The following is a 15,129-nucleotide window of genomic DNA, read 5'->3' on the forward strand; positions in this document are numbered from 1 at the left end:
AAGAACAAACACAGTACGCTTCAGATTAGTTTTTTCGATACGAAACGTCGACAGGTGCAAAGCAACGTTTTTTCATTTAAGCCAGTTGCCTGAGTTTAAGTCAAGGGTCTGACAACGTAATTTTTAATTTTACTTTTATATATCAACACGATGGGAGTAGTTATGGTTACCAGGCGTCAATTTGTTACCGGTTTTTCTGCAATACCTGTGCTGTCATACCTTAAATTTGATTCCGTGTTTGCGGCCACGCCCGCTTCGATTCTGGTGATGGCGATCCAACTCGACATCATTACCAGCCTTGACCCGCATGAAAGCTTCGAGTCCGTGGGCAGCGAAATTACCGGCAATATGTATCAGCAACTGGTGAAACCCAAGCTGACCTCCCCTGATGAAATCGAAGGCGATCTGGCTCTGTCATGGACCGCTTCCGACGATAAAAAAACCTTTACCTTCAAACTGGATCCGAAAGCCAAATGGGCCGACGGCAAACCGGTTACCGCTGAAGATGCCGCGTTCTCCCTGCAACGCGTAGTCAAACTCGACAAGAGCCCGGCGTATATCATCAACCAGTTTGGCTATACCAAAGACAACGTCGACAGTATGATCACCGCCACTGACGCCGAAACTCTGGTGATCAAAACCGCTGAACCGGCTTCCGAATCTTTCCTCTTATATTGCCTGACCGCCAACGTCGGCAGCATCGTGCAGAAATCCGCCTGTCTGGCGAATCAGGCCGGTGAGGATTTGGGTAACGCCTGGCTGAAGAAAAACAGCGCCGGTTCCGGGGCCTTCAAACTGCGTGACTGGAAAGTCAGTGAATCCGTCATTCTCGAAAGCAACAAGAACAACCCGCACGCGGGCAAAATCCAGCGCATCATCATGCGCCACATTATCGACCCGTCCGCCCAGCTGCTGATGTTGCAAAAAGGCGATATCGATATCGCACGTAACCTGACCACCGAACAGCTGCGTCCGCTGTTGAAAGACAAAAACTTCACGCTGGTTCAGAAAGGAATTGCCGGAACATTCATGCTTTCCGCCAATACCGCGCACCCGAACCTGGCGAAACCGCAGGTCTGGCAGGCGATCAAATGGGCGATCGATTACGAAAACATTCAGCAGCATATCGTGCCGCTGACGCACAAAATCCATCAGAGCTTCCTGCCTGAAGGTTTCCCGGCGGCGGTGAACACCATCATGTACAAACGCGACGTGGCGAAATCCAAAGCGCTGCTGGCCGAAGCCGGTTTCCCGAACGGGTTTGAAATCACGCTCGATCATTATTCCGCGTCCCCTTCTTCTGACATCGTGCAGGCATTGCAATCTAACCTCGCAGAAGTCGGGATTAAAGTGACGCTGCTCGCGGCAGAAAGCCGTCAGGTACTGACCAAAATGCGTGCGCGTCAGCAACAACTGGCGATGACCCAATGGGGTGCGGACTACTTTGACCCGAACTCTAACGCCGAAGCCTTTTGCAGCAACCCGGATAACACCGATGCCGCGAAAAGCCGCACGCTGGCGTGGCGTTGCAGCTGGCAGGATAAATCAATCTCTGACCTCAGCACTCAGGCGCTGAAAGAATCAGATCCCGCTACCCGCATCAAACTCTACGAAGAGTTGCAGACCAAACATATGGAAAACAGCCCGTTTGCCATCATGCTGCAACCGACCATGACCGCCGCCTGCCGTAACGTGATTTCCGGTGTGGTATTAACTGTAATGAGCACCAGCCCATACGAGAAGGTTGTTAAAGCGTGAGCAAGAGACTCAATGGATTTCTGAGTACCTGCATCAGCGTTTGTCTTACTTTGTTTGGTCTGTCGGTGGTGACTTTCTTTATCGGTCGCGTCATGCCGACGGACCCGGTTCTGGCTGCGGTGGGCGACAATGCACCGCAGGCAGTCGTTGAACGGGTTCGTCATGAAATGGGGCTGGATCAGCCCCTCTGGATGCAGTTCTTTCATTACATCAGTCAGGTCTTTCACGGTGATTTAGGCCGGTCTGCCCTGACGTCCAATCTGGTCACCACGGATATCGCGCGTTTCTTCCCGGCCACGCTGGAACTGGCCACGGCGGCGATTATTATTGCGGCCATCGTCGGCATTCCGCTGGGCGTCTGGGCGGCAACGCGTCAGGGAAGCTGGATTGACCAGACCATCCGCGTGGTGTGTCTGGCCGGTCACTCCCTGCCGGTGTTTGTGCTCGCGCTGCTCAGCCTGCTGATTTTCTACTCCGCGTTAGGCATCGCGCCCGGCCCGGGCCGTCAGGACATCATCTATCAGGACATGATCCCGCAGGTCACCGGTTTACTGACGGTCGATTCGCTGATCGCCGGGGATATGGGGGCATTTTGGGATGCGCTGGCGCACATGGCTCAGCCGGTTCTGATCCTCGCCTATTTCAGCATGGCCTACATCACGCGTATGACCCGCACTTTCATGCTCAACGCGCTCGGCGGCGAATACGTCATCACCGCGCGCGCCAAAGGGCTGTCAGCACAGCGTGTCATCTGGAAACACGCGTTTCCGACCGTAGGCGTTCAGCTGATTACGGTTCTGGCCCTGACTTACGCCGGTTTACTCGAGGGCGCCGTGGTCACGGAAAACGTCTTCTCGTGGCCGGGCCTCGGGCAATATCTCACCGTGTCATTAATGAACGCCGACATGAACCCGGTCATCGGCTCCACCTTGCTGATTGGCGCCATTTACGTGCTGCTTAACCTGCTGGCCGACCTTCTCTACCGACTATTGGATCCCCGCGTAACATGAGCATTTTACCTGTCACATCGCAACCCCGCGCAGGCAGCCGCGCCTGGCTGCTGGCGGATACGCCTCACACCCGCACGCAAGCGGTCTGGGGGCGCAGATACCGTATCTGGCTTGGCCTGCGCAAAAATCCACTGGCGATCACCGGCCTGTTTACCGTGCTGGTGGTTCTGCTGATTTCAATCTGTGCGCCGTGGCTGACCAGCTATGATCCGGGAACGCAGGATCTGGCGCACCGTCTGGCGAAACCGTCGTCCCTGCACTGGCTCGGCACCGATGAACTGGGCCGCGACACGCTGAGCCGCATTTTGTACGGCGGACGCATCACGCTCGGTATGGTGATTATTGTCGTGGCGATTGTCGCGCCGGTTGGCCTGCTGATAGGCTGCGTCGCGGGTTACGCCGGAGGCTTGCTGGATCGCATTCTGATGCGCATCACTGACATCTTTCTGGCCTTCCCGCGTCTGATTCTGGCGCTGGCTTTCGTGGCGGCGCTTAAGCCCGGCATCGAAAGCGCCATTCTTGCCATCGCCCTCACCGCCTGGCCGCCGTATGCCCGTCTGGCGCGCGCCGAAACCATGCAGGTGCGCGGCACGGATTACATTGCCGCCTGCCGTCTGACCGGCGCAACGCCCGCCCGCATTGTACTTCGTCACATCATGCCGCTGTGCGTGCCAAGTCTGGTCGTGCGCATTACGCTGGACATGAGTTCGATCATTATCACCGCCGCCAGCCTCGGATTTTTGGGCATGGGCGCACAACCGCCGTCGCCGGAATGGGGCGCGATGATTGCGACCGCACGCCGTTTCCTGTTCAGCGAATGGTGGGTGCCACTGATCCCGGCGATTGCCATTTTCGTGACTTCTCTGGCGTTTAACTTCCTCGGCGACGGGCTGCGCGACGTCCTCGATCCTAAGGAGAAATGATGCTGGTTGATATCAAAGATCTGCATATTACCTTCCAGACCAACAGCGGAAGTTTTGATGCTGTTCGCGGCGTTTCGCTCTCTCTGGGCAAGGAAAAGTTCGGTATCGTGGGCGAAAGCGGTTCGGGGAAATCCCTGACCGCGCGCTGTCTGATGAACCTGTTGCCGTCCAGCGCGAAATGCCGCGCGGAAACACTCTCTTTCGACGGCATTGATCTGCGTAATGCCAGTGAAAAACAGATGCGCCAGATACGCGGAAAGCGCGTCGGCTTTATCCTTCAGGATCCGAAATACTCGCTCAATCCGGTGATGCCGGTTGGCAAACAGGTGGCCGAAGCGTGGCAGACTCACAAGGGTGGCTCGAACAAACAGGCGATGAATGCTGCCATTGAACTGCTCGATCAGGTGAAAATCCGTGAGCCGCATAAAGTGGCACAACGTTACGCGCATGAAATCTCCGGCGGTATGGGCCAGCGCGTCATGATTGCCATGATGCTGGCACCGGATCCTGAACTGATGATTGCCGACGAACCCACCAGCGCGCTCGATGCCACCGTTCAGGCAGAAATTCTGCGTTTGCTGGATGACCTGGTGTCCAGCCGCGGAATGGGCCTGATTCTGATCAGCCACGATTTGCCGCTGGTCTCCAAATTCTGCGACCGCGTGGCGGTGATGTACGCGGGGCGCATCGTCGAAACGTTACAGGCCGGTGATTTGCTGAAAGCCCAACATCCTTACACGCGCGGGTTGCTGGAATGCCTGCCGTCGCTGAAACATCCGCGTGACAGACTGCCGGTGCTGGTGCGTGATGAAGCCTGGAAAACCTCATGACAGTAGAATCCCCTTCTTTAGATAACAGCAAAATCATCCTCAGTAACCTGCGCATTGCGTTCGGCGATACGGAAGTGGTCAAAGGCGTCAGCTTCAGCGTGGCACCCGGCGAATGCTTTGGCATTGTCGGCGAAAGCGGCTCGGGTAAATCCACGATTTTACGCGCGCTGGCCGGGCTGAACCGGTCGTGGTCGGGTGAAATGGTGATTGGCGGCGAAGACCAGATGCCGGTGCGGCAGAAACGATTTTTCCGCCGTGTGCAGATGGTTTTTCAGGATCCGTACGGCTCCCTGCATCCGCGTCAGACCATCGACCGCATTCTGAGTGAACCGCTGATCGTTCACGGTTTCCTGAATATCGAAAAGCGCATTACCGACGCTCTGGCTGAAGTCGGGCTGCCGCAGGCGGTGCGTTTTCGCTTTCCGCACCAGCTTTCCGGCGGACAGCGCCAGCGTGTGGCGATTGCGCGGGCGATGATTTCAGAACCGGAAATCCTGTTGCTTGATGAACCTACGTCGGCGCTGGACGTTTCGGTTCAGGCCGAAATTCTGAACCTGCTGAGCGATCTGCGTGAGCGCCGGAAACTGACCTATATTCTGGTCAGCCACAATCTGGCCGTCGTAGCGCATCTTTGCACCAGCATCGGCGTCATGATTGGTGGTGAAATGGTCGAGCTTCTGAGTGCAGACGATTTGCGGACAGGCAACGTCACCCATCCGCACACAGCAGAGTTAAGATCGTTAAGTCTCAGTTTAGAGGAGCCCGAATAGCCCCGGCGGCGGATTCGGTTTTCACGGGCAGTCCGGGCTGCCCGTCTTATTCACTGATAGACAATTAAGGAGATGTTAATGACATCCACCGCACAGTCTGCTTTACAGTGGCAGGCGGCTGAAACGACAGCAAAACGCATCACTGAAAAATGGAATAAACCCGGTGAACCGGGTGGCGCAATCACCCTTTTTGACAGCAAAACGCTGCGCGCTTACGCCACCGGCGGCCTGTCGAATCTGACGACCACCGAACCTTTCAGCGTTGATTCCGTTGTGCGTTATGCCTCCGTCACCAAACATATTTTTGCCGCTCTCGCACTGCTTCGCAGTGATGCAGGACTTTCCCTCAGCGATACCCTCGGCCAGTATTTACCCCAGCTAAAAGCCCCGATGGCACAAGTGACGATAGGTCAGGCGCTGGACATGACCGGCGGTTTGCCGGACGTGCGCGAAACCTTATCGCTGCTGGGCGTATCGGTCTATAACGTCAGCGAAGCCGGGGCGATCATGGATTTTCTGGCGCAGGACGGCGCGCTGAATTTCCCGGCGGGTACCGAGATTTCTTACAGTAATACCGGCTACCGGCTGGTGGAGGAGATCCTGAAACAAAAAGGCATTCTGTTCGAAGACCTGCTGCAAAAGCATATCGCGCAACCGCTGGACATTGCTTTCCACGCGCCGGAAACCTGGTTTGATATCGTCCACGGGCTGGTGCCAGGCTACTGGCAGGATGCGACCGGCTGGAAAACCGCCGTCGCAGGTCTGCATCTTTCTGCGTCCGGCAGCCTGACCGGCAGCGCGCGATCATTGAGCGTCTGGCTGCAAAGCTTACTCAGCAATACCGGCCCCGGCGCAGGCGTGCTGAAAACCCTCACGCAACAACGTTATCTGCACGGCGATATTCCGTCGGCTTACGGTCTGGGCACCACGTCTTCACAAATCGGGGAACATACGGTTTACGGCCACGGCGGCTCGCATGCCGGCTACAAAACCTATTTCCTGTTGCATCCTGAGCTGGACGCCGGCGTGGCGCTGGTTTCCAACCGTGAAGACACCACCGCGTACACTCACGCACTGGAAGTCATGTCCGCCCTGCTCGCCTCCCCGTTACCGCCGCGCAGCAACGCGCTGCCGGACGGTCTTTACGCCAGCACCGCCGAGCCGTACTGGCTGAAAGTCAGCAACGGTACCGCCAGCTATCTCGGTTCCGCCGACAACTTATATCAGGGCGCAGATGCAGAAGAAGCCATTACGCTTTCCGCACACATGCCGATGCGTTTGCGCTGGGACGGCAAAGCAATTCAGGGAGAAATCGGCCATGCATCGCGGTATTTCACGCCAGTCGTACCCAATGATTGCCTGAAAATGGTTCAGGGGCGCTGGTACCATCCCGAATCCAAAGCCGCGTTTGATATCGAAGGCGATCAGCTCAGGATTGGCGTCGGCACTTTACGCGCCTGCGGGCAACTGACGTCGCTCGGCGCAGGGCGTCTGCTGGTCGAACTCCCCGACGGGCCGTGGAAGAAAAACTTCTGCCTCTACTTCCAGGGTTACAGCGTCCGGCTGGTATCAAACCGCAGCCGTGTACTGAATTTCCGTCGTGACGAATGCCGTATCAGCTGGCCGACGACGAAATAAACCGGCCACATCCGCCGCCCCGCGTTAACCGGTTATTCCGGGTCAATGCGGGGTGGCGACAAGTTCGGTGAATGATTTCCCCCCGAAGTTGACCTCACTTAAAACCTGCAAAAATACCTGTTCCTGACGGGAAAACCCGTGCTGACGCCCAATTGAAAATTCGCTCAAAATCTGGACGCAAAATTAACCTTTATTTATCTGTGGTTAATTAACAAGGCTGAAACGTTGTTTGCGGGATCCGTTTGTTACGCACCGCCCCCGGCGCACCGGATGCCAGCGGACGGCGTCGCCCCGAACCGATCCCCGGTTCTGAATTTTGCTTGAGGCCGATGCCATTATCATGGCGTTCGGATTCCAGCCGCACGCCATGCCGTGGCTGAACGAACTGGCCGTTGAGCGTGATTCGGCCGGGCGTCTGGTCACGTCGCACGCGGGAGCTTTCCCGTACCAGACCAGCCATCCGCAGATTTTTGCCGGAGGCGATGCGGTGCGCGGCGCGGATCTGGTGGTGACCGCAATGGACGACGGGCGTCAGGCGGCAAGCAGTATTATCGCCTGGCTGGAAAACCGCGATCGCGCCATTGCGGGGCTCTCACCGGAAGGCAGCCTGTTTCCCATGACGCACTGAAATCTCGCGCATATGCCATCACAAAAAACCTCTTTAACGGGAGTTTTTTTGTTAATTGGATCACACTTTGTTAATACAAACGGATCACTTGGTACATAACAGCACAAAATGCTCAACCCTTATTCTGCAAGGCTTGCAAGCCCGATTTGATGAAAATACCCCCACAAACCCCCTGTAAGAATTAGTTGCCAGCCGCAACCGTCACTTCTGCTATTTTGTTAATTGAATTAACATCCACGAAACAAAAAGCAATAACACTTTCTTCGTTGTGGCATTAAGAAGCATCGATAAATGCTCAGCCCGACAACGTTATTGGCTTTTAACTTATTTATTTTCAGCGTTTTTATTTCAAAACACTTTCAAGGCAATGTTGTTGCTACTGTTACAAGGGATGAGTCTATGTCTGTAAAAAAACACACCGCTAAAACACTACTTTGTGTCTGCTCACTGCTGTTCTCTGCCACATCCGCCTTCGCAGCCGGGCATCCTCAGCTCGATAATGCCCAGGCAGCCAAAGTGATCGACAGCGTTAAATCCACGCTGGCCGAACAGCATAGCACCGGCTGCGTGGCCGTTGTTGACGCATCTGGTTCATTACTGGCATTCCAGCGCCTCGACGGTTCTCCGGCCGGTTGTGTCGATGCGTCAATCGGTAAAGCCCGCACCTCTGCGCTGTATCACGCGCCGTCGCTGAAATTCATGCAGCGTCTGGCCGGTGGCGAAACCACGGTGCTGGCGATCCCGCACGCGGTTGCGCTGGGCGGCGGGTTCCCGCTGACCCTGAACGGCGAAGTGGTTGGCGCCGTGGGCGTCAGCACACCGAAGCAGGATATTGATAACCAGTCTTCTGAAAAAGCGGCCGGCGTCCTGAAATAACAGGCACTTTTCTACAATCCTTCTTGTTGACGGTCACGCCCGTGGCCGTTTCAGAACGTATACGGAATTTCAGCATGATCAATCTCTCTCGTCGCCGGATGGTTCTCGGCACCGCGGGCGTGCTGGCTGCGGGGTTTGGCAGCCAGCTGCTTGGCGGTGGCGTATTTGCCACACTGGCGCATGCCGCACCACCACTGGCTTCAGCCATCACCATGCCCGCCGGGTTTATGACGCTGTCAAAACAGCTGACCGGCATGGCGTCGCTCGAACCGCATCTCGGCCAGGCACTCTACAGCTGGCTGCATGATAAGCAACTTGATGCCCAGCTCGACGCCCTTTCCGCGCTGCTCACCGCACATGACGGCGTGGTCGGCGATGACCTGCATCAGCTGCTGGCACAACAACCCGCGGAACTGGCGCAGCTCTATCAGCAACTGGTCAGCGGCTGGTACCTCGGCGTGGTCGGCCAGCCCGGCAGCCAGAAATGCATCGGATTCGAAAACATCGTCAGCTATCAGCTGCTGAAAAATAACCTGCTGCCGCCAAGCTACGCGCCGGGTGAGCCGAATTTCTGGGTTAACAAACCTGCCACAACGCAAAAAAATTCCCCGGAGGTCACTCATGGCTGATGCGCTGAATGCTGACGTCGTCGTCATTGGTGCCGGTATCGCCGGTTCTCTTGCCGCGCTGAAAATGGTGAAAGCCGGTGTTTCCGTGCTGATGCTGGATTCCGGCCCGGTGATCAAACGTGACGAAGCAGTCGAACTGTTTCGTCAGTCGCCGCTGAAAGGCGATTTTACCGAACCCTATCCGCCAAAACCCTGGGCTCCACAACCCAAATTCCAGCCAAAAGATAACAACTATCTGATCCAGAAAGGTCCGGATCTGTATGCCGCGCAGTACCTGCGCGGCGTCGGTGGCACCACCTGGCACTGGGCGGGACAGGCATTTCGTTTGCTGCCAAACGACATGAAAATCAAAACGCTGTACGGCATCGGACGCGACTGGCCCATCAGTTATGAAGAGCTGGAACCGTACTACACCGAAGCCGAAATACAGATGGGCGTTTCCGGTGACGATGCGCTGGATTCCCCGCGTTCGCAGCCGTATCCGCTGCCGGGCATTCCGCTGCCTTACGGCTTTGACCGCATCAGCAAACGTATTGCCAAACTGGGCTATGTGTTGGGCATCGGCCCGCAGGCGCGCAACAGTATTCCTTACGATGGCCGCCCTGCCTGCTGCGGCAACAATAACTGCATGCCGGTCTGCCCGATTGATGCGCAATACCACGGCGGCATTTCCGCCCGTAAAGCCATCGAAGCCGGTGTCCGCGTGATTGCCAATGCCGTGGTGTACAAGATTGAAGCCAGCGACAGCGGTGAGATTGTTGCCGTGCATTATCTCGACGCCGACAAAGTCACGCACAAAGTCACCGGTAAGCGTTTCGTCCTGACCGCCAACGGCATCGAAAGCCCGAAACTGCTGCTGATGTCCACCAGTGATAAATACCCTGACGGCATCGCCAACAGTTCCGGCATGGTCGGCCGTAACCTGATGGATCACCCCGGCACCTCGGTAGAGTTCTATGCCGATGAACCGGTGTATTTCGGCCGCGGCCCGATGCGTCCGGGCAGTATCAATAACCTGCGCGACGGTGAATTCCGCAGCGACCGATCCGCGTTACGTATCGACGTCGCCAATACGTCTCCGGTGCGTTATCTCACGGAACGGCTGGTGCGTCAGGGCTATTACGGCAAAGCGCTGAACGACAAACTGGCGTTCCAGTCCGAGCGTTTTATCCAGTTGAAATGCCTGCTGGAAATGCTGCCGGAGCCGGAAAACCGCGTGGTGCTGAGTAAAACTGAGAAAGACGAATGGGGCATTCCGCGTCTGGAAGTCCACTACAAATTCCCGGAATACGTACATCGCGGCTATGACCAGTCAATGCTCGATTTCCAGAAGATCGTCAAAGAGATGGGCGGCACCGAAGTGGTGTACAGCAAGCGTGGCGTTTACGACAACAACCAGCACATCACCGGCACCATGATTATGGGCAGCGATCCGAAGGATTCCGTGGTGGATGGCGACTGTCGTACGCATGACCACCCGAACCTGTTCATTGCCGGTACCGGCATTATGCCGTCGGCCTCCACGGTGAACTCCACGCTGTCCGGTACAGCACTGGCATTACGCATGGCGGACACGGTGCTGAAAAGCCTGGCCTGATTGATTTTCTGAGGACTGAGCAATGAAAATGAAATTCATGCTGGCGATGCTGCCGTTAGTGGCAGCGACCAGCGCCTGGGCGGATGACGCCTCCGGTAATGCAGAACTTATCAAACGCGGCGAATATCTGGCGACTGCCGGTGACTGCACCGCGTGTCATACGGCACCGGGTGCGGATAAAACTGCGAAATTTGGCGGCGGTTACCCGCTGGCCTCGCCGTTTGGGGTGATTTACGGCACCAATATTTCCTCCGATAAAGAATTTGGTATCGGCAGCTGGACGGATGATGAGTTCGTGCGTGCGGTGCGGGAAGGTGTCGGCAAAGACGGACAACAGCTGTATCCGGCGATGCCGTATGACTCTTTCACTAAGATGAGACGCGACGACGTGCTGGCGGTGAAAGCTTATCTGATGTCGCTGCCCGCGGTGCATTCCGCCGGGCCGCAAACCGATTTGTCTTTCCCGTTCAACCAGCGCTGGGGCATGCGCGTGTGGAAGTTATTTAACTTCGATAAAGGCGAGCTGAAAAACGATCCATCCAAATCTGCGGACTGGAACCGTGGCGCTTATCTGGTGGAAGCGCTTGAACACTGCGGCACCTGCCACACGCCGCGCACGCTGACCATGGGCATGGACACCGACAAAGCGTTTTCCGGCGGTGATTTAGGTTCCTGGGTGGCATTTAACATCACGCCGGACAAAAACGCCGGGATCGGCACCTGGTCGCAACAGGAACTGGTGACGTACCTGAAAACCGGTTTTGTGGCCGGGAAAGCGTCAGCGTCCGGTGCGATGGGTGAAGCTATCGAGCACAGCCTGCAACATCTGTCTGACAGCGACCTGAACGCGATCGCGACCTATATCCGTTCCGTACCGGCTGTTGGTGACGACAAGCAGACCAAACCGCGCGATGCCTGGGGCCAACAGAATCAGGATGTGTATCCTCTGCGCGCCGAAGGCCAGACGGTGAATGAATCCGCCGCCGCGCTGTTTAACGCCAGCTGCGCAGCCTGTCACGGTAAAGGCGGCGCGGGCAGCGGAGAAGGATTCCACGCCTATCCGTCGCTGTTCAGCCACACCAGCACCGGTTCATATGACAGCCGGAATCAGGTTTCGGTGATCTTAAACGGCGTCCAGCGCCATATGGATAAAGGCGAAATCATGATGCCTTCGTTCGCTAACCAGCTGAATGATGAGCAGATTGCGACGCTGAGCAACTATGTCAGTACGCAGTTTGGGGATCCGGCAGGCGCAACGGTGACGGCGAAAGACGTGGCGAAAATGCGTAAAGACGCGGATCTGACCTATCCGCCAAAAATTGAAGAAGGCACGCAGAAGTAGCGGTAAACAGGGAGCCGTAAAGGCTCCTTTTTACATTCTTTGCGGATGGCGTTTAGCGCCGAGCGCGGCCAGCGTCAGAATTGAACTGGCTACAACGCAGTTTTTCCCTTTCCGTTTCGCTTCGTATAACGAAAAATCGGCCAGTTTCAGCGATTTACGGATAATCATGCCGGGTAAATATAGCGATACCCCCAGTGACACTGTCACTCTCAGCGTGCGGCCATCTTCGAGGATAATCACGCAATCCTCCACTTCCTTGCGGATACGTTCTGCAATCGCCAGTAATGTGGCGGGATCATACGCTGACGTCATCACCAGAAACTCCTCGCCGCCGTAACGCCCGGCAAAATCCTCGTTGCGCGTCAGGTGACGTAATAATCGTCCTACCTCAATTAATACACGATCGCCCACCAGATGGCCTAGCGTGTCATTTACACGTTTGAAGTTATCAATATCCAGCAGAATTAACCCGCAGGCTTCGCGCTGAATTTGCCGCTGAGCCAGCCAGTAATCCAGACTGGCGCGGTTATTGATTTGCGTCAGCTCATCGGTTGCGGCCTTCACGCGGATGGTGAAGACTTTATTCATGTAGATTTCTTTATAATTCAGCGCGTGATAACAGAGGATCATGCAGCAGGCGGCAATCGCCTGATAAAAAATCAGCTCGGTCCACGGCACTTCAATACCGTGAATTCCGGAAACCAGCGCCAGACGGAAAATACCGACCAGCACGATCGTAATATACAGTTCGCGATGTTTACGTCTTCGCCAGACGCGAAATAAAAACAGCGTGCCGAGAATAATGCCCATAAACAGATTATTCAGCGTGAACATCCCGCTGAAGAGAAACGCCACTAAATAGCTGGTTAACCCGCTGAGCCAGCCGCCGAAAAAAGTCACTAAAATCATCGGCAACATTTCAAAACTGAACGACAGATTTTCGGTCAGCACCAGCTGGTTACCGCGCAGGTATAATGCCGTGATCCCCGCGACCAATCCAAACGCCAGCCGTTTCCAGTGGGCGCCTTTAAACGTAAAAGGTTCACTGCGGCTCAGTACAAAAAAACTGATTGAAAGCGTGGCGTAGGTGACGCAAATATCCCCATACAAACTTCCCAGTGACATGATGTCCGGCATAGATAACGGCGCCCTCTCACGCTTTCCCTGACCGATTTACGGGTATTAACTTAAATATAGATGATGAATGCCTCCGTCGTGTGCGTCAGTGAAATAACTGGCGACACGTCACATTGCCAGCAATCATAATAATGCGAAGTCCGTATCCGGCTGCATTGCCCTGCTTTGATTTAGGTCCATGCAAAATCAGTGTAACCGGCGTAGGCTACAAATTTCCGGTGAAGGAAGACCGGGTTCTTTTCAATATTTTCTCCAGGTGGTTTACGCCCTATGAATACCTCAGGAAGACGCCATGTCAGCCTTTTCAGCGCCCTGACAGACGCCTGTTTTCGTGAAAAATATACCCTTCAGCGTTTACTCAAAGATGCCATTGCAGGCGTCACCGTGGGAATCATCGCCATCCCGCTGGCGATGGCACTGGCGATTGGCAGCGGGGTTCCGCCGCAGTACGGGCTGTACACGTCGGCGATTGCGGGCATCGTTATTGCCATTTTCGGTGGCTCGCGTTTCAGCGTTTCCGGCCCCACAGCGGCGTTTGTCGTCATTCTCTATCCGGTTTCACAGCAGTTCGGTTTATCAGGATTATTGCTGGCGACGCTGATGTCCGGGTTTATTCTGCTGCTGATGGGCCTCGCGCGTTTTGGCCGGTTAATCGAATATATTCCGCTGCCGGTGACGCTCGGTTTTACGTCCGGCATTGCGATCACCATCGGGACGATGCAGTTCAAAGATTTCTTTGGCCTGACGATGACGAGCGTGCCGGAACATTACCTCAGTAAAGTTGCCGCGCTGGTGATGGCGCTGCCAACGCTGGATATCGGCGATGCGGCAATTGGTATCGTCACGCTTGGCGTGCTGATTTTGTGGCCGAAGCTCGGGCTGCGCGTGCCCGGCCATCTGCCTGCATTACTCGCCGGTTGCGCCGTGATGGCAATTTTCATGCAGGCCGGGCATCCGGTTGCCACCATCGGTTCGCGTTTTCACTTCCTTTTGCCGGATGGCACGCAGGGCAACGGCATTCCGCCGATCCTGCCGCAGTTCGCGCTGCCGTGGACACAGCCTGACGGCAGCGGCCTGAGCTGGTCGCTGGTTCAGGCATTGCTCCCCGCCGCATTTTCCATGGCGATGCTCGGCGCGATTGAATCCCTGCTGTGCGCGGTGGTGCTCGACGGAATGACCGGCAAAAAACACCATTCGGATAATGAGCTGATCGGTCAGGGTATTGGCAACATGGTCAGCCCGTTCTTTGGCGGTATTACTGCCACGGCGGCCATTGCGCGGTCGGCGGCGAACGTGCGTGCCGGTGCGACATCGCCGGTTTCCGCCATTATTCACTCTCTGCTGGTCATTCTTGCCCTGCTCATTCTTGCTCCGCTGCTTTCGTGGCTTCCGCTGGCGGCGATGGCAGCACTGCTGCTGATGGTGGCGTGGAATATGAGTGAAGCGCATAAAGTGGTGGATTTACTGCGCCGCGCGCCGAAAGACGACATTCTGGTGATGCTGACCTGCATGAGCCTGACGGTATTGTTCGATATGGTGATTGCGATTACGGCCGGGATTGTGATGGCTTCACTGCTGTTTATGCGCCGTATTGCCCGGCTGACGCGCCTGACTGAAGTTGCCGTCGAAACACCGGATAACACACTGGTTCTGCGCGTCAACGGGCCGTTATTCTTTGCCGCCGCCGAGCGCATTTTCAGTGAACTCCAGGCGCGAGCCGGGGGCAAAAAAGTGATCGTCCTGCTGTGGGATCGCGTCGCCGTTCTTGATGCCGGCGGCGTTAACGCCTTACGCAATTTCATCGACACACTGCCGGAAGATACGGAACTGCGCATTGCAGAAATCCCTTTTCAGCCTCTGAAAACGCTGGCGCGCGCCAGAATGCAGCCGGTCGAAGGCCGCCTGAGCTTCCACGGGAGTCTGGCGGAGGCGCTGTAAATCTTTAAAACTTCTGTTGTAGAAACAACAAAGGCGACCCGAGGGTCGCCTTT

At 55.9% G+C, this 15,129-nt stretch carries 12 protein-coding genes and 1 pseudogene; 12 read left to right on the forward strand and 1 reads right to left on the reverse strand.

What is annotated here, in order from left to right; all coding sequences use genetic code 11:
• Positions 1–162 precede the first annotated feature (162 nt).
• From GW579_RS03595 to GW579_RS03645, 11 genes and pseudogenes are all read left to right on the forward strand, one after another.
• On the forward strand, positions 163–1,758 hold the full coding sequence (locus tag GW579_RS03595) for an ABC transporter substrate-binding protein (RefSeq protein ID WP_152326276.1): 1,596 nt from the start codon (positions 163–165) through the stop codon (positions 1,756–1,758).
• The gene (locus GW579_RS03600) at positions 1,755–2,768 is read left to right on the forward strand and encodes an ABC transporter permease (RefSeq protein WP_152326277.1); all 1,014 of its coding nucleotides are present in this window, start codon (positions 1,755–1,757) and stop codon (positions 2,766–2,768) included. The genes GW579_RS03595 and GW579_RS03600 overlap by 4 nt, the downstream gene beginning before the upstream one ends.
• Entirely contained in the window at positions 2,765–3,691 is a 927-nt protein-coding gene (locus GW579_RS03605; RefSeq protein WP_152326278.1) for an ABC transporter permease, read from the forward strand. The genes GW579_RS03600 and GW579_RS03605 overlap by 4 nt, the downstream gene beginning before the upstream one ends.
• On the forward strand, positions 3,691–4,521 hold the full coding sequence (locus GW579_RS03610; RefSeq protein WP_165058700.1) for an ABC transporter ATP-binding protein: 831 nt from the start codon (positions 3,691–3,693) through the stop codon (positions 4,519–4,521). Before GW579_RS03605 ends, GW579_RS03610 begins: the two co-directional genes overlap by 1 nt.
• Positions 4,518–5,291: an ABC transporter ATP-binding protein gene (locus tag GW579_RS03615; RefSeq protein ID WP_165057600.1), complete on the forward strand. Its 774-nt coding sequence runs from the start codon at positions 4,518–4,520 to the stop codon at positions 5,289–5,291. Before GW579_RS03610 ends, GW579_RS03615 begins: the two co-directional genes overlap by 4 nt.
• A gap of 78 nt (positions 5,292–5,369) precedes the next feature.
• Positions 5,370–6,929, forward strand: coding sequence for a serine hydrolase domain-containing protein (locus GW579_RS03620; protein ID WP_165057602.1), 1,560 nt, complete (start codon positions 5,370–5,372; stop codon positions 6,927–6,929).
• Between the two features lie 227 nt (positions 6,930–7,156).
• Positions 7,157–7,557 (forward strand): annotated as a pseudogene (locus GW579_RS03625) (FAD-dependent oxidoreductase); the annotation flags it as partial.
• 399 nt (positions 7,558–7,956) lie between these two features.
• A complete protein-coding gene (locus tag GW579_RS03630) occupies positions 7,957–8,433 on the forward strand; it encodes a GlcG/HbpS family heme-binding protein (protein WP_165057603.1) in 477 nt (158 codons plus the stop codon).
• A gap of 74 nt (positions 8,434–8,507) precedes the next feature.
• The gene (locus GW579_RS03635) at positions 8,508–9,062 is read left to right on the forward strand and encodes a sugar dehydrogenase complex small subunit (protein WP_152326283.1); all 555 of its coding nucleotides are present in this window, start codon (positions 8,508–8,510) and stop codon (positions 9,060–9,062) included.
• Positions 9,055–10,659, forward strand: coding sequence for a GMC family oxidoreductase (locus tag GW579_RS03640; protein ID WP_152326284.1), 1,605 nt, complete (start codon positions 9,055–9,057; stop codon positions 10,657–10,659). Before GW579_RS03635 ends, GW579_RS03640 begins: the two co-directional genes overlap by 8 nt.
• A gap of 22 nt (positions 10,660–10,681) precedes the next feature.
• On the forward strand, positions 10,682–12,001 hold the full coding sequence (locus GW579_RS03645; RefSeq protein WP_165057605.1) for a cytochrome c: 1,320 nt from the start codon (positions 10,682–10,684) through the stop codon (positions 11,999–12,001).
• A 30-nt stretch (positions 12,002–12,031) separates the two neighbouring features.
• On the opposite strand, the gene GW579_RS03650 is transcribed toward GW579_RS03645, so the two are convergent.
• Complete coding sequence (locus GW579_RS03650; RefSeq protein WP_165057606.1) at positions 12,032–13,138, reverse strand: GGDEF domain-containing protein; 1,107 nt, start codon at positions 13,136–13,138, stop codon at positions 12,032–12,034.
• 270 nt (positions 13,139–13,408) lie between these two features.
• Here GW579_RS03650 and dauA point away from each other — a divergent pair, with 270 nt between their 5' ends.
• Complete coding sequence (dauA, locus tag GW579_RS03655) at positions 13,409–15,076, forward strand: C4-dicarboxylic acid transporter DauA (RefSeq protein WP_165057608.1); 1,668 nt, start codon at positions 13,409–13,411, stop codon at positions 15,074–15,076.
• The last annotated feature ends 53 nt before the right edge of the window (positions 15,077–15,129 follow it).

Source organism: Rahnella contaminans, from assembly GCF_011065485.1.
GTDB classification, from domain to species: domain Bacteria; phylum Pseudomonadota; class Gammaproteobacteria; order Enterobacterales; family Enterobacteriaceae; genus Rahnella; species Rahnella contaminans.